The sequence below is a fragment of the Opitutia bacterium genome (genome assembly GCA_016217545.1).
In the GTDB taxonomy this organism is placed as follows: Bacteria; Verrucomicrobiota; Verrucomicrobiia; order Opitutales; family Opitutaceae; genus Didemnitutus.
Genome location: JACRHT010000016.1, coordinates 331482 through 352034, shown reverse-complemented (window position 1 = coordinate 352034; position 20553 = coordinate 331482). Strand labels below are relative to the sequence as shown.

10 protein-coding genes are annotated in these 20553 nt (G+C 68.4%); all 10 read right to left on the bottom strand.

Features of this window, described 5'->3' with window-relative positions; all coding sequences use genetic code 11:
- Positions 1-38: 38 nt before the first annotated feature.
- The 10 genes from HZA32_14075 to HZA32_14030 all read right to left on the bottom strand — a co-directional run bounded on the left by HZA32_14075 (position 39) and on the right by HZA32_14030 (position 20511).
- Positions 39-2459: an ABC transporter permease gene (locus HZA32_14075; protein ID MBI5425201.1), complete on the bottom strand. Its 2421-nt coding sequence runs from the start codon at positions 2457-2459 to the stop codon at positions 39-41.
- 147 nt (positions 2460-2606) lie between these two features.
- Positions 2607-5066, bottom strand: a complete 2460-nt coding sequence (locus HZA32_14070) for an ABC transporter permease (GenBank protein ID MBI5425200.1) — start codon at positions 5064-5066, stop codon at positions 2607-2609.
- Between the two features lie 138 nt (positions 5067-5204).
- Positions 5205-7619, bottom strand: coding sequence for an ABC transporter permease (locus HZA32_14065; protein MBI5425199.1), 2415 nt, complete (start codon positions 7617-7619; stop codon positions 5205-5207).
- Between the two features lie 21 nt (positions 7620-7640).
- Positions 7641-10043 carry an ABC transporter permease gene (locus tag HZA32_14060; protein ID MBI5425198.1) on the bottom strand — a complete coding sequence of 801 codons (2403 nt, stop codon included), beginning with the start codon at positions 10041-10043 and terminating at the stop codon, positions 7641-7643.
- Between the two features lie 10 nt (positions 10044-10053).
- Positions 10054-12474: an ABC transporter permease gene (locus tag HZA32_14055; protein MBI5425197.1), complete on the bottom strand. Its 2421-nt coding sequence runs from the start codon at positions 12472-12474 to the stop codon at positions 10054-10056.
- Between the two features lie 37 nt (positions 12475-12511).
- Positions 12512-14938, bottom strand: a complete 2427-nt coding sequence (locus HZA32_14050; protein ID MBI5425196.1) for an ABC transporter permease — start codon at positions 14936-14938, stop codon at positions 12512-12514.
- Positions 14939-14974: 36 nt separating this feature from the next.
- Positions 14975-17494 (bottom strand): ABC transporter permease, encoded by a 2520-nt coding sequence (locus HZA32_14045; protein MBI5425195.1) that lies wholly within the window; start codon positions 17492-17494, stop codon positions 14975-14977.
- An 11-nt stretch (positions 17495-17505) separates the two neighbouring features.
- Positions 17506-18801, bottom strand: a complete 1296-nt coding sequence (locus tag HZA32_14040; GenBank protein MBI5425194.1) for a hypothetical protein — start codon at positions 18799-18801, stop codon at positions 17506-17508.
- Between the two features lie 168 nt (positions 18802-18969).
- Positions 18970-19725, bottom strand: coding sequence for a DUF4097 family beta strand repeat protein (locus HZA32_14035; GenBank protein ID MBI5425193.1), 756 nt, complete (start codon positions 19723-19725; stop codon positions 18970-18972).
- 12 nt (positions 19726-19737) lie between these two features.
- Positions 19738-20511, bottom strand: coding sequence for a DUF4097 family beta strand repeat protein (locus tag HZA32_14030; GenBank protein ID MBI5425192.1), 774 nt, complete (start codon positions 20509-20511; stop codon positions 19738-19740).
- Positions 20512-20553 lie beyond the last annotated feature (42 nt).

Here is a 20553-nt window from a genome sequence, read left to right as displayed (position 1 = left end):
TGGGCCAATTCAGACCACGCGAGAAGCCGAAAGTGCCCTCACTCGGTGCGCAGCGCGACCAAGGGATCGACGCGGCTCGCGCGCCACGACGGCAACAGGCAGGCCAGCACCGCGACGACGGCGAACACGACGGTGACGACGGCGTAGACGGCGGGCTCGAACGGGCGGACTTCGTAGAGCAGCGTCGAGAGCAGGTGCGCGAGGCCAGCGGCGCCCGCGAGACCGACGCCCAAGCCGATGGCGACGAGCCCGAGGCCCTGCCGCACGATCATCGCCACGACATCGCTGCGTGCCGCCCCGAGCGCCATCCGAATGCCGATCTCGCCGGTGCGCTGCGCCACGGAGTAGGCCAGCACGCTGTAAAGACCGACGGCGGCGAGGACGAGCGCGATGCCGGCGAAGAGCGTGGTGAGCGAGGCGACGATCCGTTGAAAACCGAGGCTCTGCTGGAGCAAGTTCTCCATCGTTTGGAAGAACGATACGGGTTGGTCGCGATCGACCGACGCGACGGCGGACCGGATGATCGCCTGCAAGCCCGCCGCGTCGCCCGCCGTGCGCGCCACGATCGCGAGTCCAGGGCGCGGCAATTGGGCGAGTGGGTAGAAAACTTCGTCCGACGGCGGCTGGCCGAGGCCGAGCGAGCGCACGTCGGCCACGACGCCGACGATTTCGTGGGCGAACTCCGCGTCGCGGCCGCGACGGATGACTTTACCCAGCGCGCTCTGGCCGGGGAAGAGGCGGCGCGCGAAGGATTCATTGATCAGGCAGACGCCCGGTGCGCCCTGGCGGTCGAGGTCGGTGAAGTCGCGGCCCTCGCGGAGCGGGATGCCGAGGGTTTTCAAGTAACCGGGAGTGACGATGCGCAGGCCGGCGAGCGGGCGCTGCGGGAGGGGCAGCGCGGCGTCGGTGCCGACGGTGTAGGGCGCACGCGGGAGGTTGCCGCTGAGTGGCAGGCCGATGACGGCGGCGGCGGATTCGATCTGTGGCATCGACTGGAGTCGCTCAATGACGGCCCGGAAAAATTCCGCCTGCTCCGCGCCGGTGCGGTAGCGCGTGTTGGGCAATCCGACAAACGCGGCGGCCACGCCGCGCGGCGAGAAGCCCGGCGGCGTGCGCTGGAGTTTCAGGAACGACGCGAGCAACAGGCCCGAACCGACGAGCAAGGCGACCGAGAGCGCCACTTCCGCCACGACAAGCGCGCCGCGGAAGCGTTTGCCGCGCGGGCCGCCGGAGGAACCGCGCGAGGAGTCCTTGAGCGTTTCGGTGAGCTCGACTTGCGAAGCCTGCCACGCGGGAAAGAGCCCGATCAGCACGCCGACGAGGAATGTCACGCCGACGGTCGCGACGAGTGCGGGGAGGCTCACGCCGAGTTGCGTGTCGGGCGGGAGTTGGTTGGCGAGGAGGCTGCGGATGCCGGAGAGCGACCAGATGGCGAGCAGCACGCCGAGCCCGCCCGCCACGACGCTGAAGAGGAGGCTTTCGACAAGGAATTGGCGCACGAGCATGCCACGCGTGGCGCCAAGGGACTGGCGGACCGCGATCTCCTTTTGCCGGGCGGAGAGGCGGCCGAGGAAGAGGCTGGCGACGTTGGCGCAGGCGATGAGTAGGACGAACGCGACGACACCCAGCATCATGCGCATCGTCGGCCGCAGTCCGCTGACGAGCGTCTCGGTGAACGCGCGCGGGTCCATCTGGTTGTCGGCGTCGAGGCGCGAGGCGAACTGCTCGCGGTAAGCGCGGTCGTGTGCGGCGCAGGCGGCGCGGGCTTGCTCGAGCGTCACGCCCGGACGCAGGCGGCCGAGCGCCTGCGTGTAGCCGGCGCCGGCCTGGATCTGCGCGGGCTGGAGTCCGCCGACTTCGAAGACGCGCGGAACGAAAACCTGCGCGCCGACGAACGGGTTGCCGAGGCGCGGCGGCATGATGCCGATGACTTGGTGCGGCGTGCCGCTGAGCATGATGTTCTCGCCGAGGATCGACTCGCGACCGCCGAAGCGCGTTTGCCAGTATTCGTGGGCGAGGATGACGACGGCGGCGCCGTTGGGCAGGTCCTCCTCGCGGGTGAAGGCGCGACCGCGCGCCGGCTTGATCCCGATCGTGGAAAAGAAATCGGCGGTGACGCGCAGCACCGTGACCTGCTCCGGCTCGCCGTTGCCGGTGAGCGTGTGGGAGTCGAACGACGACGTCGTGAGCGACTCGAAAACACTCCCGGTGGAGCGATGGAGTTCTTCGAAACGCGGCCACGAGATCGCGGGCGCGACGAATTGCCGCTCGTTGTTCACCGCCCACACGGCCACGAGGCGCGAGGGCTCGGGGAACGAGACGGGGTTGAGCATCAGGCGGTCGAAGAGCGTGAACAGCGTGGTGTTGGCGCCGATGCCGACGGCGATGGTGAGGACGGCGACGGCGGTGAAGCCGGGCGATTTCAGGAGCGAACGGAAAGCGGTCTTGAGCGAATGCATGGGCGGGCTGGGGCGGGGAGGGGCGCGCGTTTGATGGCGCGGCGCGCCGGGGTGGGCAACGCGACAGCGGACAGGCCGCCGCAGTGCAGGACGAGCACTGCAATCCGCGGGATGAGTGGGCGCGTGCGAACCGATCGCGTGCGCGCGCTATTCGGCGCGGAGGGCGTCGACGGGGTTCACCTTCGTGGCACGGTGGGCGGGCAGCCAGCAGGCGAGCAGCGCGGAGACGGCGAGCACGACGACGACCACGCCGAACGTCCAGGGGTCGAACGCGCTGAGGTTGGCGAGCTGCGACTGGAGGAAACGCGTGGTGGCGAGCGCGCCGGCGAGTCCGAGCACGAGGCCGAGGGCGACGACGCGCATGGATTGGGAAATGACGAGGCGCAGGATGGCGCGCGGCTCGGCGCCGAGGGCGAGGCGGACGCCGATCTCGCGCGTGCGTTGCGTGACGTTCCACGCGACGACGCCGTAGATGCCGACCGCCGCGAGAGCGAGGGCGGTGCCGGCGAACAGGCCGAGAAGGAGCGTGTTGAAGCGCGTGCCGCGGAGGAAATCCCGCAGCGTGAGATCCATCGTCGTGATGCGTTCGACGGGGAGATTGGGATCGAGGGCGCGGAGGGTGGAGCGGACCATCGGGACCGCGTCGAGCGGCGCGCCCTTTGTGCGGACGAGCAGGAAGCCCGCGCGGCGCAGCGGCGGGAAGTCCCACGCCTGGCGCAGCGGAGCGTAAGCTGAGAATATATCGCTGCTCACTGGACCGAAATGGCGGACGTTCTCGACGACACCGACGACGGTGGCCCATTGGGTTTTCGACAGTTCGGATGGGAGGATGCCGCCCTTGTTGAGATGTTCGGGAACGCCGAGCATGACCCGTTTGCCGAGCGGATCGCCGTCGGGCAGGAAGCGCTTCACGGCGGCCTCGTTGAGCAGGATCACCGGTTGCGAACCGGCGGTGTCGGTGGGCTCGAGGCCGCGGCCGCGTTTGAGGCGGATGCCCTGGGCGCGGAGGAGGTCGGCGGTGCCGAAGGTGAACTGGACGCTCTGCAGGTCGTCGAGCGAGTTGTAGGTTTTGCCTTCGACGACCAGCGGCATGCCGCTGCCGCCCATCATCGGAACATTGGTGGAGTGTGCGACGGAAGCGACGACAGGAAGCTGGCGGAGCCGCTCGACGGCGGCCTCGAAAAACTGTGTCGATTGCTCGGTGGAGGCGTAGCGCGACTCGGGCAGCTGGATGGGAATGACGAGGAGGTGCTCGCGGTCGAAACCGAGATCGACGCGCTGGAGTCGCGCGAAATTCCGCAGGAGAAGCCCGGCGGCGACGAGCAGCATGAGCGAGAGGGCGACTTCTGCGACGATGAGGCCGGAGCGGACGCGGCCGGTGCGCGCGCTGGCGGTGCCGCGTGCGTCGTCCGCGAGCCCGGGCGCGAGTGCGGCGCGAGAGCCTTCGAGCGCGGGGAAGAGCGCGAAGAGCAGCAAAGTGCCGAGCGTGACGGCGAGTGAGAAGAGCAGGACGAGGCCGTTAACGCGAATCTCGGACTCGGCCGGCACGGCGTCGGCGGGGATCACGGCGAGGATCGCCTCGAGTCCCCAGTAAGCGAGGACCACGCCGGCGAGACCGCCGAGGAGCGCGAGCGGCACGCCCTCGAGGAGGGTTTGCCGGAGCAACTGGCCGCGATCGGCGCCGAGGGCGGCGCGCAGGGCGAACTCGCGGCGGCGCGCGGTGGTGCGCGCGAGGAGCAGATTGGCGACGTTGGCGCAAGCGATGAGCAGCACACCACCGACGGCGGCGAGGAGGATCATGAGCGGGTCGCGCAGTTGGGAGCCGGTGTTGGCGGCGAGGCGCTCGAGGCGGACGCCCACGTCCTTGTTGGTGTCCGGGTGTTGCTGCGCGATCTGCGCGGCGATGACGTTCAGCTCGGCGCGGACGTCCTCCATGGTCTTGCCCGGCTTCGGGCGCGTGACGACCCAGGCGTCGGTGCGCAGCACGCGGCTTTGGAGGATGGGCGTGCCGGCGTTTAGGCCGACGGGAGTCCAGATGTCGCCGGCCCAGAATTTGAAATTGGGCGGCATGACGCCGATGACGGTGTGGGCGACGCCGTTGAGCTGGATGATCCGGTTGAGAATCGCCGGATCGGACGCGAAGCGGTTCTTCCACGTGGCGTGGCTGAGCACGACGACAGGCGTGGCGGAGGGGCGATCTTCGTCGGCGGTGAAGACGCGGCCGAGAATCGGCTGCATGCCGAGCAGCGACCAGGCGCCGGAGGAGATGGTGGCGTTGCGGAGCGAAGCCGGTTCGGGAATGCCGGTGAGCGTCACCGCGTCGGCGCCGGCGTAGACGAGTTCCTCAGTGGACTGCGCGGCCTTTTGCCAGTCGAGGAAATCCGGGTAGGTGACGGAAAACTGGCTGTCCGGCTCGGTGGTGCGCATCGAGGCGACGAAGAGGATCTCGTTGCCCTGCTTGTAGGGGAACGGGTGGAGCAGCACCGCGTGGATGACGCTGAAGATGGCGGTGGTGGCGCCGATGCCGAGCGCGAGGACGAGCACGACGGTGGCGGTGAAGCCAGGATTTCTCAGCAGCGAGCGGAAGGCGAGGCGCAGGGTCATCATGGCGGGTAGGATCAGCGTGGGGCGAAGTAGGAAATTACTTCGCCCGCGGCGCGACCGTCAGTTTTCGCGCACGGCGACGGCGGACGGGAAACACGGGAGCGGGCGGACGTGACAGGGAGGCAAAAGAACGAGCTGTGATCATTCGGAGCGCAGCGCGACCATCGGGTCGACGTGGGCGGCGCGGCGCGCGGGAAGCCAGCACGCGAGCGCAGTGACGCCGAGCAGGAGCAGCGGCACGCCTGCATACACGATCGGTTCGCCGAAGTGCACACCCACGAGGCGGCGTTGCAGAAAATAGCCGATCGTCAGCGCCACGACCCAACCGGCTGCGCCGCCGATCAGGACGACGCGCATGCCTTGCCAAACCATGAGGCCGACGACCCGACCCGTGGATGAACCCAGCGCGATGCGCACGCCGATCTCGCGCGTGCGCTGGGCCAGGGCGTAGGCGATGACGGCGTAGAGGCCGATGGCGGCGAGCACGAGGGAGAGCGGGCCGAGGAAGGCGAGCATCTGCGCGGGCATGCGCTGTGTGATCAGGTTGTTTTCGACGTGTTGCGCGAGAGTGCGGATTTCGAGGAGCGGCAGCGCGGGATCGACCTGCCGCAAGGCATCGCGCACGGCGCCGAGCGTGGCGCGCGGATCGCCGTCGCTGCGGATGTGCAGGACAGGCTGCACCAGCGTGCGCGAGCGCACCGTGAGCCACGCGAGCGGCAAGGGCGCCTCGTTGAGGAATTCGTAGCGGGCGTCGCGCACGACGCCGCTGACGATGTATTCGGTGTCGTTGACGATGAACTTGCGTCCGAGCGGCGAGACGTCCGGCCAGTAGAGCTGCGCCATGCGCTCGTTGATGACGGCGTCGACGGGCAGGTCGGCCCGCTCGAGCGGCGTGAGGTCGGTGCCGGCGCGCAGCGGCATGCCGAGGGTTTGCAGGTGTCCCGGCGAGGCGAAGGCGTAGCGGATCTTCGCCGTGCCATCGAACGGATAGCCTGCGACGGCGATCACGCCGGTCGGCAGACCGTGGAGGTCGAGGAGCACGCTGTTGCTGACGGAGGCACCGGTGATGCCCGGCGTCTCGCGGAGCCGGCGCAACAGATCGGGCGTGAACGCGCGCGTGCGCGCGCCGTTGTAGCCCTTGGCCCCGAGGTCGAGGGATGCGAGGAGGACGCGATCGACGTCGAAGCCGGGATTGGCCGCGAGGGCGCGGCGGAAACTGAGCGAGTAGAGCCCCGCCAGCACGAGAAGCACGACCGCGAGCGCGACTTCGAGCATGACGAGCGTATCGCGGAGCCGGCTGCGTCCGGGCAGGGCGCCGGAGCCGTTGCGCAGCGAGTCGACGACGTCGGCGCGTGTGAGTTGAAGAGCCGGGGCGAGGCCGAACAAAACTCCGCAGACGAGCGCGAGGCCGCCGCCGAAGACGAGGGCCGGCCAGTTGAGTTCGGTGGCAACGCGCAGGTGCAAATTGCCGGGGAGCGAGAACGGCAGGTTGCGGAGAATGTCGCCGCCCCAGAGGGCGACGAGGTAGCCGCCGAGGATCGCGCAAGCCGACAGCGTGACGCTTTCGCCGAGGAGCTGTAACAAGATGCGGCGGGGCGAGGCGCCGAGCGCGAGGCGGACGCCGATCTCGCGCCGGCGCGTCGAGGCTTGGGCGAGGAGCAGGCCCGCGGTGTTGGCGCACACGACCGCGAGGACGAGGGCGGCAAACAATTGGAGCGTGGCCAGCGCGAGGACCATCGCCTGTCCGCCGCGAGGCGAGCGCCAGAGCGGCAGAAGCGTGTAGCCGAGGCCGCGATTGGTTTCCGGGTAGGATTCGAGGAGGAAGCGGGCGGCGGCATCGAGTTCGCCCTGCACGCGCGGCGCGCCGACGCCGGGCGGCAGGCGCGTGAGCATCGTGTAGCCGCGCGCTTTGCGGTCGGTGAGCTCGGTGCTGCCGGGTTGGAACTCGCGGGCGAAGGCGGCGGGCACCCAGACGTCGAAGCTCACCGAGTTTAGTCCGCCGAAAAAGCCGCGCGGCGCGACGCCCGCGACGGTGCAGACGCGATCGTTGAGCCGCACGGTGCGGCCGATGATCGCCGGATCGGCGTGGAAGCGTTTGCGCCAGAAATCGTGCGAGAGGACGACGGTCGGCTCGTCGCCGGCATGAAGGCCTTCGCCGGCGCGGAAGAATCGTCCGAGACCGGGAGCGACGCCGAGGACTTCGAAGAAGTTGTCCGACACCATTTGCGCGGACACACGTTCGCCCGCCGTCGCATCGCCGAGCGTGAGCGGACGGTTGCGCTGGAGCGCGATGCCCGGCAGCGACGGGACGCGTTCGCGGAGGTCGAGGTATTCGAGCCACGAGGTGGAGACGTAGCGGCCGGTATCGTCGAGCGTCTCGAGGGAAACGAGTCCGGCGCTGCGGGTGCCCGGCAGCGGATCGAACGCCACTTCGCGCAGCCAGCTGAAGATGACGGTGTTCACGCCGACGCCGACGGCCAGCGAGCCGATGATGACGGCGCTGAGAAACGGCGCGCGCGCGATGTTGCGGAAGAGAGAGCGGAGGCTGGAGGGCATGGGTGGTGGAGTGGTCGGAGATTATTCCGCGCGCAGGGCGGTCATCGGGTCGATGCGGGCCGCGCGCCGTGCGGGGACGAGGCACGCGACAAGGGCGACGGCGCCGAGCAGCGCGGCGACGGCGGCGAGGACGAGAGGATCGCGGGCGTTGGTGCGGAAGAGCATCGATTCCAGCAAACGGGACGCGGCGAGCGAGCCGGCCAGACCGAGCAGCACACCGAGTGCGAGCAGCCTGCCGCCGGTCGCCAGCACCAACCGGAGAATGTCCGCCGGCATCGCTCCCAGCGCGACGCGCACGCCGAATTCCGTGCGACGCTGCGCGACACCGTAGGCGATCACGCTGTAGATGCCGAGGGCCGCCAACAGCACGGCGAGCACGGCGAAGACGCCGAAGAGTCCCAGGATGAAGCGCTCCCGCGCGCTCGTCTCGTCGACGTAGCCGCTGAGCGTCCGGCCAAGCATGACCGGCTGGGCGGGATCGACCGCGAGCACGCCTTGCTTGAGCGCGCTCCCGGCCGCGGCAGCGGCGGCGGGCGTGTCGAAACGCACGGCAAACGTGACGGTGTCGAACGGTTGTTGGGCGAGGGGCTCGTAGACCTGCGGCATCGTCGCCACGTCGACGCGGGCGTGCTTGATGTCGCCGACGATGCCGACGATTTCGTGCCACACTTGGGGACCGATGCCCACGGCAACACGCTGGCCGAGCGCCTCGCCGGAGGGGAAATGCTGGCGCACGAACGATTCGCTCACGATCGCCACGCGCGGGGCGTCCTTCCGGTCGGCGGCCGTGAACGAGCGACCGCGCAGGAGCGGGACGCCCATCGCGCGGAAGTAGTCCGGGGTGATCGCGAAGTAATGCACGGAGACGCCCTCGCCGGGCTTCGGGGCGGGACGCCCCTCGAACTCGAGCGAGAGAATCCACTCGTTGCTCACATAGGGCATGGAGTGCGAGGCCGCGGCGAAGCGCGCGCCTGGCACCGCGCGGTAGTTGGCGAGGACCTGTTCGACGAACAGCGCCTGTTTTTCCGGCGTGTCGTATTGGCTTTCGGGCAGCGCGACCGAGGCGACGGCGACGCCGCTCGGATCGAAACCGGGGCTGGTGTGCACGAGTGTCACGAAGCTCCGCATGAGCAGGCCGGCGCAGGTCAGGAGAATCAGCGCCAGCGCCATCTCAATCACGACGAGGGCCGAGCGTGCCCAGCGCATGCCGCTGTCGCCGGCCGTGCGGGCGCCGCTCTTGAGCGCGTCGATGAGATTGACCCGCACCCCGGCCAGCGCCGGCGCGAGCCCGAAGGCGATGCCGGTCACGACCGACAAGGCGGTCGTGGCGCCAATGGCGCGCCAGTCGAGCGCGATCTCCGCCGCGCGCGGCAGCGCGTCGCTGCCGAATGCGAGCACCAGATCGAGTCCCCAACGCGCGGCGAGGACGCCGAGGGCGCCGCCGGCGAGCGAGAGCAGCAGGCTTTCCGTAAGCAGCAACCTCACCGTGCGCCAGCGCGAGGCGCCGAGCGCGGCGCGGATGGAGATTTCGCGGTGCCGCACGGTCGCGCGGGCGAGCATCAGGTTGGCGATGTTGGCGCAGGCGATCAGGAGCATGGCGCCGACGGCCCCGAGCAGCAGATAGAGTGCGGTGCGGGCGCTCCGGGTGTTGTTCTCGAGCATCGTGATCGCGAACGCGTCCCAGCCGGCGTTCGAGTCGGGGAATTCGCGCGCGAGGCGGGCCGTCACGGCGGCGAGCTGGGCGTTGGCCTGCTCGAGCGTCGCGCCCGGCTTCAGCCGGCCCACCATGCTGAGATAGTGCCCGCCGCGCTGGCCGGCCTGGTCGGTGGGCAGGGCCATGGGCACGATCAAATCCAGCGTGCTGCCGCGGCGGAAATCCGGCCCCATGACGCCGATCACGGTGTAGCTCTGTCCGCTCAACGTGATCGCCTCGCCGACGACCTCCCGGCGGCCGCCGAACTGCCGTTGCCAGAAGGCGTGCATGAGCACGACGACGTTTCCTTTGCCCGGGGCGTCCTCCGCAGGGCCGAAGGCGCGGCCGATGAACGGCGGCGTTTTGAGAACTTCGAAGTAGCGGCCGCTGGCGGCGAGCGCGCTCACGCGCACCGGATCGCCCCGGCCGGTGAGATTGAAGAGACGGCCGGTCGTGGCGTAGGTGCTCTCGAACGCCTCGATCTCCGAGGCGAAACTCGCGTAGTTGCCGGGTGAAACGGAAAACTGCGGAAAGCGAGGCATCGAGCGCTCGCGCACCACGACGAGGCGATCCGACTCCGGATACTCGACCGGCCGCAGCAACACGGAATCGACGATCGTGAAGACGATGGTTGTCGCGCCGATGCCGAGGGCGAGGATCAGCAGGACGGTGAGCGAAAAGCCCGGCGATTTCGTCAGTTGGCGGAGCGCGTAGCGGAGATCGGTTAGCATGGAGAGGAGACTATTCGCTGCGCAGCGCGTCGAGCGGACTCACGCGCGTGGCGCGCGCCGCGGGCACGAGGCAGGCGGCGGTGGCCACGACGGCGAAGAACAACGCGACGACGGAGAAGACCAGCGGATCGAAGGGCTTCACTTGATAGAGCACGTCGCTGAGCAGGCGGCTCGCCGCGAACGCTCCGATCAGGCCGAGCGCGAGGCCGCCGCCGACCTGGACCGCGCCGGAGCGGAGGACAAGCGCGAGGATGCTGCCGGGTGTCGCGCCGAGCGCCATGCGCACGCCGATCTCGCCGGTGCGCTGGGTGACGGCGTAGGCCATGACCGAGTAGACGCCGACGGCCGCGAGCAGCGCGGCGATGCCGGCGAAGGCGAGAAGCAGCGCCATCGTCACGCGTTGCACGCCGATGGAGGCGGCCACGAGTTGTTCGTAAGTTTGCGGCGTCGCGACGGCGACGGTGGGATCGATCTCCTTCACCAGCCGGCGGAGCACGGGGATGACGGTCGAGGCGTTGAGGCCCGGCTTGGCGGCTGCGACGACGTTCATGAAGGCGCCGCCGCGCTGGGAGCGCGGGAAATAGATTTCGTCCGGTGGCGGCGCGGCGAGGCCGGAGGCCTTGACGTCGCGGATGACGCCGACGATGCGGTTCTTCGTGTTGCCGCGGCCGGTGAGGAGCACCTTGTCGAGGGCGCTTTCACCCGGGAAGAGCTTTTTCGCGAGCGTCTCGTTGACGAGGACGACGTTTTCGCCGCCGTTGCGGTCGGTGGTGTCGAAGAACCGGCCTTCGCGGAGCTGGATGCCCATCGCCGCGAAGTAGCCGTAGCTCACCTGGCGGATGCTCGCGAGCGGTTGCTTGGTGAGTTCGGGAATCGGGCGGCCCTGGACGGCGAACGGCGAGATGGCGCCGATGCCGGTCAGCGGTGCGCCGAAGGCGACCCCGCCGGCCTCGAGCTCGGGCGCTTCGTTGAGCTTTTGCTGGAGCTGTTGGTAGAACTCGCGCGATTGCTCCGGCTTGGAGTAGCGCGCGCTCGGGAGGTTGAGCTGGCCGAGAGCGCGGCGCTCGACTTGAAAGCCGAGGTCGGCGTTCTGGAGCTTGTAGAAACTCAGGACGAGCAACCCGGCGCAGATGAGCAGCGTGAGCGACATCGCGACCTGTGCGACGACGAGAATATGGCGGAAGGCTTTCGCGGCCGAGCCGCCACCGGCGCCGCGGGTGTTGTCCTTGAGGACGGTGCCGACGTCGGTGCGCGACGCCTGCCACGCCGGGTAGACGCCTATGAGCACCGCGGCGAGGAGTGCGGTGACGAGCGCGAAGCCGAGCACGACGGGGTCGAGGGAGATTTCGTCGGCGCGCGGGAGTTGCGGGCCGGCGACGACCTGGATGCCGCGCAGGCTCCACCACGAGAGCAGGACGCCGATCGCGCCGGCGGCGAGGGTGAAGACGATGCTCTCGGCGAGGAATTGCCGCACGACTTCGCCGCGACGCGCGCCGAGCGACAAGCGGACGGCGATTTCCTTTTGGCGGGCGCTGACGCGTGCGAGGAAGAGGTTGGCGATGTTCGCGCAGGCGATGAGCAGGACGGCGGCGACTGCGCCGGCCAGCGTCCAGAACGTGCGGTCGAGGTTGCCGAGCACCTGCTGGGTGACGGTGCGGAGTTCGTTCTTGTTCTCGGCGTCGATGTGCGAGGCTTTGTCGGCCTTGAACTGCTGCACCATTTCCGCGAGCCGCAGGTTGGCGACCTTCAGCGACACGCCCGGCGCGAGGCGGGCGATGGCCTGATGCGTGATGGCGTTGTCGCGGTTGGCGCGCGGGAGATAGGGCAAGTCGTCAGCGCGCGGCACCAGCACCGCGGTGCCGTTGAACGGCAGCGGGAGGTTGTCGAACACACCCACCACGGTGCGGCCGACGCCGTCGAATTGGACGAGGCGGCCGACGATGTTCGGGTCGGAGTTGAAGCGCGTCTGCCAGAGCTGGCGGCTGATCATCGCGACCGGTGCGCCGCCTTCGGAATCTTCTTCCTTCGTGAAATTGCGGCCGCGAAGGGTGCCGAGACCGAGGATCGGGAGGAAATTTTCGGTGACGTGGAGGCCGGGGAGTTGCTCGGGTTCGCCTTCGCCCTCGGTGAGCGTGAAGCTGTTGCCGGCTGACATGGAAATGTCGGTGAACACGTCGGTGCGCGTGCGGAACGCCTCGAACTTCGCCCAGGAAAGCGCCGGCGCCTCGAGGTTGCGCTCGTCGTTGCGGGCCCAGATCGAGACGAGTGCGTCGGGATTCGGGTAAGGCAACGGGCGGAGCACGACGGCCTGCAGCACGCTGAACAGCGCGGTGCAGGCGCCGATGGCGATGGCCATCGTGAGCACGGCGACGACGGTGAAGCCGGGAGTCTTGGCGAGCGAGCGGAGAGCGAAACGGAGGTCGGCGAGCATGTGGAGCGTGGAGGAAAGAGTGGAAAAGAGGCGACGGTTACTCGGCCCGCAGCGCGATCATGGGATCGACGCGCATGGCACGGCGGGCGGGGATGAGGCAGGCGAGGAGCGCGACGGCGGCGAAGCCGGCGCCTACGACGGAGAAGACAAGCGGGTCGAACGGTTTCACCTCGTAGAGCGCCTGCTCGAGGAGCCGGCTGGAGGCGAGCGCACCGGCGACGCCGAGCAGCAGGCCGAGGCCGACCTGCCAGGCGCCGCCGCGCAGGATGAGGCCGAGAATGTCGCGTTCGCTCGCGCCGAGCGCGAGGCGGACGCCGATCTCGCCGGTGCGCTGGGTGACGGCGTAGGCCATGATCGAGTAGACGCCGACGGCGGCGAGCAGGGCGGCGATGGCGGCGAAGACGAGCAGCAGCGACATCGTCACGCGCTGGACGCCGAGCGATTGCGTGAGGAGATCGGGCATCGTCTGGACGTTGGCGAGCGCGACGTTGGGATCGACGGCGGCGACGGCGCGGCGCAGCGCCGGAATCACGGCGGCGGCGGCGAGTCCCGGCTGGGCGTGGCCGACGACACCGGTGAAGATCGGGCCGCGCTGGTTGAAGGGATAGTAGATCTCGTCACCGGCGGGCGCGTTGAGGCCGGCGGTCTTGACGTCCTTCACGACGCCGACGATGCGGACGACGATGTCGGTTTTGGGGCCGATGACGAAGGATTCGTTGAGCGGATCGGAGTTGGGGAAGAGTTTCTTCGCGAGCGTCTCGTTGATGAGGCAGACCTGCTCGGACTGGGCGGTGTCGGTGTCGGCGAAGAAGCGGCCGGCCTTCAGCTTGATCCCGAGCGTGGCGAAGTAGTCGACGCTGACGTTGCTGATCGTGGCCAGCGGACGCTCGCCGAACGGCACGATCGGCCGGCCCTTGACGGTGTAGGGCGAGAGAAAGCCGCCGCCGGCGAGCGGCACGTTGCCGGAGAGGCCGCCGTGTTGGAGCTCGGGCGTCTGGCGGAGCTGTTCCTGCAGGCGGCGGTGAAATTCGCGCACGCGTTCCGGCGTGTCGTATTTGGAGGTCGGCAAGCTGACGCCGCCAAAGGCGCGGCCCTCGGTGGCGAAGCCCGGGTCGGCGCGGTTCAGTTTGCTGAAGCTCAGCACGAGCAGGCCGGCGCCGATGAGCAGGCAGAGGGATAGGGCGACCTGGGCGACGACGAGGGCGTGGCGGAAGGTCTTGGCGGCGGTGCCGCCGCCGGCGCCGCGGGTGTTGTCCTTCAACACGGAGCCGACATCGGTGCGCGACGCTTGGAGCGCGGGGTAAAGTCCGACGACGAGCGAAGCGAGCAACGCGACAACGACGGAGAACGTGAGCACGCCGGGATCGAGGGCGATCTCGTCGCCGCGCGGGAGTTGCGGGCCGGCGAGCAGCTCGATGCCGCGCAAGCTCCACCACGCGAGCAGCACGCCGAGCGAGGCGGCGACGGCGGTGAACGCGAGGCTTTCGATGAGGAACTGTCGCACCACCTCGGAGGGGCGGGCACCGAGCGACATGCGGACGGCGATTTCCTTTTGGCGGGCGCTGACGCGGGCGAGGAAGAGATTGGCGATGTTCGCGCAGGCGATGAGCAGGACGGCGGCGACGGCGCCGGCGAGTGTCCAAAAGAGCTGGCCGAGATTGCCGAGGACCTGCTGCGCGATCGGTCGGGCCTCGTTGGCGTTCGGCGCATCGAGGTGGCCGGCGTGGGCGGCGGCGAACTGCTTGCTCATTTCCGTGAGGCGCAGGTTGGCTTGTTCGCGGGTGACTCCCGGCGCGAGGCGGGCAAGCGCACCGTGGAAGACGGCGAAGTTGCGCTGCTGCTCCGTCAGGTAGGGAAGCTCGCGCGCGGCGGTGACGACGACGTCGGTGCCGTTGAACGGCACGGGCATCGGGTCGGGCAGGACGCCGATCACCTCGCGGGCCACGCCGTCGACCTGGAGCGTGCGGCCGATGACGTCGGCGGCGCCGCCGAAGCGGTTGCGCCAGAGGCGGGCGCTGATCATGACGACCGGCGCGCCGCCCGCGCGGTCCTCGTCGACCGTGAAATTACGGCCCTTGAGCGGCGCGAGGCCGAGCACGGGGAGGAAGTTGGCGGAGACGTGGAGGCCCGTGACTTGTTCCGGCTCGGCGCGCTCGGCGGTGAGCGTGAAGCCGTTGTTGGCGAGCAGCGCGATGTCGGCGAACACGTCCTTGCGCTCGCGGAACGCGAGGTATTTGTCCCACGAAACGGCAGGCGCCTGGAGATTGCGGTCGGCCTGCACCGCCCAGATCGAGACCAGCGTGTCGAGGTTCGGATACGGCAGCGGGCGCAGCACGACGGCTTGGAGCACGCTGAACAGGGCGGTGCAGGCGCCGATGGCGATCGCCATGGTGAGCACGGCCACGGTCGTGAATCCCGGGGTTTTGGAGAGTGAGCGGAAGGCGAAGCGGAGATCGGGGAGCATGGGATGACGGGGAAAGGGGCGGGTGTCGCGAGGCGGTTACTCGGCACGCAGCGCGACCATCGGGTCGACGCGGGTGGCGCGTTGGGCGGGCACGAGAACGGCGCCGGCGGATACCAGCGTGAGCAGGCCGGCTACCGCCACGTAGGTCGGCAGATCGGACGGCGCGATTTGGGTGATGAACAACGCGCCGGCAATCTGTTGGGAGAAGATCGTCGCGATCGTCCACATGATCCCGAGCCCGAGCGCGAGGCCCAGGCCGAGCTGCCAGGCTCCGCTGCGGAAGACCATGCCGAGAATCGTCGAGGGCTGCGCTCCGAGCGCCATGCGGACACCGAACTCCTGCGTGCGTTGGTTGACCGAGAAGCTCTGGACGCCGTAGAGGCCGACCGAGGCGAGCACGATGGCCATCAGGCCGAACACGCCGAAGAGGCCGGCGACGATGCGGTTTTGCGCGAGGATGGCGTCGAGCGAGGCCTTCGGTGTCTGGACAAAGTAGGGCGGGAGGTTGGGGTCGATTTTTTGCACGACGGCGCTGATCGCCCGAGTGAGCGATTCGCCGCGCTGGCCGCCGCGGGGCTTGGCGACGATGGTGACGAACTGCGGCGCGGTGACTTCCGTCGGCAACGGGCCGAAGATCGCGGCGGTGAGCGGCACGTAGAAGCCCGCGTTGTCGTTCTGGGTGTTGAACGGGCCGAGCATGCGGACGTCGGTGACGACGCCGACGATGCGGCGCCACACGCCGGCGTTTTTGCCGTCGGGAGAGTTCGTGCGGATGCGGCGGCCGACGGCGGACTCGGTGCCGAAGTGCTTGCGGGCGAAAGTGGCGTTCACGACGGCGACGGGCTCGCGCGCATCGGCGTCCTCGTCGGTCAGGTAGCGGCCTTCGACGATCTTCTGGCCGAGCGTGCGGGCGAAGTCGGGCGAGACGTTCTCCGCCTGCGCGATCGTGCGGTCGCTGGGTTGCGCGTAGCTCTTGCCCTCGATCTCGATCGGGGCCTGCGGCGCGAACATCATCTGAAAACGGATGGTGAGTCCGGCGGACTCGAAGTCGGGCGTGGCGCGGAGTTCGCGGACGAGTTTCTGGTAGAACAACGCGCGAGTGGCGGCGGTCGGGTAGTCGCCCTCCATGAGGCCGATGCGCGCGCCGAGGACGCCGCCGGTGTCGTAGCCGAGGTCGAGCGTTTGCGCGCGGAGGATCGACTGCACCTGGAGCAGGCCGACGACGAGCAGGATGCTCGTGATGAAAATCTGGAAGACGACGAGACCCTTCGTGATGAGATTGATCGTGCGTCCGGTGTTGCCGCGGCCGGATTCCTTGAGCACTTCGGCGGCGTTGGCGCGCGACGACAACCACGCCGGCACAAGGCCCGAGACGAGCGCGGCCAGGAGCGTGAAGCCGACGACGGCGACGAGCACCATCGGATCGATGGTGAAGGCCATCCAGGCGGGCAGGGGAAACGCGGTGTTGCGCGAGGCCGCGTCGATGAAATCGGTGGACCAGAACGCGAGCCCCACGCCGACGAGGGCGCCAAGCGAGGCGACGAGCAGGCTTTCGGTGAGCATCTGGCGCAGGAGGCGCCAACGACCGGCGCCGAGCGACGAGCGGATCGCGAGTTCCTTGCTGCGCAGCGTGGCGCGCGCGAACTGCATGTTCATCACGTTGACGCAGGCGATGAGCAGCACGCCGACGCAGAACGCGAGCATGGTGAAAACGGTCTGGCGGAAGCCGCCGCCGACGAACGACTCGATCAGCGGGCGGACGTAACCCATCGAGAACTGCTTGTTGGTCTCCGGATAGGACTGCGCGAACTGCTTGGCGATGACGTCGATTTCGTTCTGCGCCGCGTCGAGGCTCACGCCGGGCTTCAGGCGACCGATGATGTTCACCGTTTGGTTGTTCCGGTCGGCGCGCCCGCGCGGCGGGAACGAGGCGTTGACGGGAATCCAGAGCTGCTCGTTCTGCGGGAACTGGAACTTCGGCGGCATGATGCCGACGACGGTGGCGGCGGTGCCGTTGACGCGGATGGGTTTGTTGAGGATCGAGGGATCGCCGCCGAAATCGGATTTCCAGAGCGTATCGGAGAGGATGACGGCCTTGTCGACGGCCGGGCGGTCATCTTCGGGGAGGAAGTCGCGGCCGAGCGCCGGTTTGATGCCGAGCGTGCGGAAGAAGTCGTGCGAGATGTAGCCGCCTTGGTAGCGGCGCGGCTGGCCCTGGTAGGTCACGTTGACGGTCGAGCCGTTCAGGTAAGCACTGAGGCTGGAAAACGACTTCAGCTCCATCTCGCTCATTTCCTTGAAGTCGACGGTGAGGATCTGACCGTTGAAGTTGTTCGGCTGGAAATTTGTCGGATCGACAAGTTGCACGTCGACGAGTCGGTCGGGCTCGGGGAACGAGAAGCCCCGCAAGAGCGTGCCGTTGACGACGGCGAACATCGTGGTGACGGCGCAGATGCCGAGCGCCAGCACCGTGACGGCGAGCGCGCAAAAGCCTTTTTCCTTAACGAGGACGCGCAGGCCGATGCGCAGGTCTTGGCCGAAAGATTCGATGAACATGGCGTGGAAAATTAAGGGATGACGGAAAAGAGACGCACGTCGCGCGGTGCCGGGGCGGAGCCAGGCGCGTCGAAGAGCGACCAGCCGGCGTTGCCGACGACGACGTAGCGGCCTTCGCGCAGCCAGCCGCCCGCGAGGTCGTCCATGCCGGGCAAGGCGGAGGCGAGGACGTGGGCGGCGGAGATTTCACCGGCGGAATCGAAGTCGAGACGGATCACGCGTTGCGGTTCGATGCCGTTCTGCACGGCGACGAGCGCGCTAGCCGAAGCGAGGCGGAGATCGTCGATCCCGAACAACGTGGCGTGCGCCGGTGCACGCAGGCGGAGAGGCGCCTTGGTCGCGACATCGATGGCCCAGATGCCGCGCGCGTAGTCAGCGACGTAGAGCGTCTTGCCGTCGGCAGAGAACGCGAGGCCCTGCAGCGAGGCGAAGTCGTCGCTCGTGAGCCACGACGCGACGGAGCCGTCGGCGGGATTCACGCGCCAGATGCACGGCGCGCCGCTGTCCGTCGCGAACACGGTGTCGTCGGGCGCGAGGGCAAGGCTGCCGAGGACGTGCGTGCGGCCATCCTCTGGCAATCGCAGCACGCGCACGAGTTTGGCGGATTGCAGATCGTATTCCGCGAGGAACGCCGAGGCGTTTTCCTCGGCGCGGTAGCCTTTGACTTCCGGCGTGGCGGAAATGCCCGCCCACAGGCGCTGATGCGTTTCGTCGAGCGCGAGGCTGAAAACGCCGGCGAGACCGTCGCGCTCGCTCGAAAAAGCGCGGACGGTGCCGACCGCTTCGCGCACGCCAATGCAGCGATTGCGGACATCGGCGAAATACCAGCGTCCGTGCGAGTCGGCCACGGCGGTTTCGATGATGCCGTCGCGGGCCGGAAGCGTGAGCGTGCGCTCGGCGCGACCGCGCGGCGCGGTGTTGGCGGCGAAGCGGGCGACGGTGTCCGCCCACGCGGGAGAGGCGTGCAAGGGTGCGAGCGCGGCGTCGTTCGCCGCGTCGTGCGCGACGCCGAGATCGGCCAACTTCAGCAGGGAAGCGAACGCGGCGGCGTTGTCGCCGGACGCCGCGTGCAGGCGCGCCATTTGGAGGTGGAGGCGCGGATAATCGGGCAGCAGGTCGCGGGCGGTTTCGAGTTTTGCGAGCGCGAGGCGGCGATCGCCGGCTTTCAGTGCGGCATTGGCGTCGCGCAGCAGCTCGCGCGCGGGAGGTTGCGCCCACATCGCCGTGGCGATCGCGCACGCGACCAGCAACGTGAGCAAAACACGCGTGTGGACACGAAAGTGGATCGAGTGCGTGGCGAGCAGCACGGCCGCGAAATTGCAGCCGTTGTGCCAAGCGTGCGGAAGAAGCTTATTCCCGCTCGCGCAGCGCTTTGCGGGTTTCCTGAGGAAGGCGCAATAGTCCGGTTAGCCTAAAAGCGAAATTGCGCCGTCCCATGAATGGGATGCCAGGGCGGCATGCCCCGAGCTGGGAACTCAGCGGTTTGCGCGGACGGCGAGGCCGCCGTTGACGGAGTCGAGCACGACTTCGGCGCCGCCGCCGTTGACGTCGCCTTTCAGGTGGCGGCTGCCGGCTTTGCCGATCGTGATCGGGTAGTCGCACGAGATGCTGCCGTTGACCGAATCGGCTTTGAGGCTGAATGCGGCGTTGGCGGGCAGCGTGACCGTGGCGGAACCGTTGACGGTATCGAGGACGATGCGGTCCTTCGCGCCGACTTCGACAAAGCTGGCGCGGATCGAGCCGTTGACGGTGTCGAAGCGGCCGCCGCGGGCGAGACCCTCGGCGTCGATGGAGCCGTTCACGGTGTCGAGATCGACGTAGCCTTTGACGCCACGGACGTGGACGTCGGCGTTCACGACGTCGATTTTTCGCAGTGTCGCCGAGGCGGGCACGTGGAGCTTGTAGCGGACTTCGGCGCGGTTGAAGCCGAAGGAAAACCACTTCTTCTCGAGCTTCGTCTTGATCGTCACGCGGTCGGGCGTGGCGTCGACGTCGATCTCGATGCGCTTCATGCCGGCTTCGTTTGAAGCGATCTTCTCGGCCTCGATGCTGACTTCGTTCTTGTCCCAGCCGACGATCTCAACGGTGCCGTTGACGTTGCTGAGGGCGACCGTGCCGTCGGCGGCGAGCGGGTGGGTCTGGTTGAATTTCTCGGTCACCGTCGCGGAGAGCGAGGCGGCGGTGGCGAGGGAAAGAGCGACGAGGGCGAGGCGGCGGAGCGCGGTGGACATGGAGGTGGAGAATTAGGTGCGAGCGCGAATCGAGAGCGAGCCGTTCATCGAGTCCATCGAGACGGAGGCTTCGCCTTTGCCGAGGGCGCCGTGGAGCGAGCGGCGGGAGGATTTTTCGATCGTGATGGGCAGTTCGCTGGTGACACGGCCGTTCATCGAAGAGGCGTTCACGCGGGCGCTGGCGTCGGCGGGGACGAAGATCTCGCACTGGCCGTTCATGGTATCGACGTTGACCTTTTGGCCGGCGCCGAGGCGGTCGAAGGAGGCGGAAATGCGGCCGTTCATGGTGTCGAGCTCGGCGTCGCCGGTGAGGCTGTTGGCGCGGATGCGACCGTTCATGGTCTCGAGCTTCATCGCGGCGCTGACCTTGTCGATGGAGAGGTTGGAGTTCATCGCATCGATCTTCAGGCGCACGAGTTTCGCGGGGACGCGGACAACGTAGTGCACCGCGCCGGGCGTGTTGCTGTTGCGGTGCCACCACGAGGTTCCTTCGGCTTTGTGGTGTTTGGTGCGGATGGAAACCTGATCGGCGGACGCCTCGACGACGATCTCGATGCGTTTCAGCTCCTCGTCGTTGCGGGCCGATTTTTCCGCCTCGATGCTGACCTCGGCCTTGTCCCAGCCGACGATCTCGACGTCGCCGTTCACGTTGGACAGGGCGACGGTGCCGGTGGCGCCGAGCGGGCAGGTCTGGCTGAATTTCTCCGTGACTTTGGCGGAGGCGACGCCGACAGCGGCGAGCGCAAACACAGCAAGGACGGGGAGACGGAAGAGGCGGAAGTTCATCGGCGAGGCGGTGGTTGCCTAGGAAAACCCGGCGCGTGGCGC

Bases quoted from the DNA above. Each gene is read 5' to 3' on its own strand.
- HZA32_14045 (MBI5425195.1), bottom strand. From the start codon at position 17,494: ATGTTCATCGAATCTTTCGGCCAAGACCTGCGCATCGGCCTGCGCGTC.
- HZA32_14075 (MBI5425201.1), bottom strand. From the start codon at position 2,459: ATGCATTCGCTCAAGACCGCTTTCCGTTCGCTCCTGAAATCGCCCGGC.
- HZA32_14030 (MBI5425192.1), bottom strand. From the start codon at position 20,511: ATGAACTTCCGCCTCTTCCGTCTCCCCGTCCTTGCTGTGTTTGCGCTC.
- HZA32_14050 (MBI5425196.1), bottom strand. From the start codon at position 14,938: ATGCTCCCCGATCTCCGCTTCGCCTTCCGCTCACTCTCCAAAACCCCG.
- HZA32_14055 (MBI5425197.1), bottom strand. From the start codon at position 12,474: ATGCTCGCCGACCTCCGTTTCGCTCTCCGCTCGCTCGCCAAGACTCCC.
- HZA32_14070 (MBI5425200.1), bottom strand. From the start codon at position 5,066: ATGATGACCCTGCGCCTCGCCTTCCGCTCGCTGCTGAGAAATCCTGGC.
- HZA32_14035 (MBI5425193.1), bottom strand. From the start codon at position 19,725: ATGTCCACCGCGCTCCGCCGCCTCGCCCTCGTCGCTCTTTCCCTCGCC.
- HZA32_14065 (MBI5425199.1), bottom strand. From the start codon at position 7,619: ATGCCCTCCAGCCTCCGCTCTCTCTTCCGCAACATCGCGCGCGCGCCG.
- HZA32_14060 (MBI5425198.1), bottom strand. From the start codon at position 10,043: ATGCTAACCGATCTCCGCTACGCGCTCCGCCAACTGACGAAATCGCCG.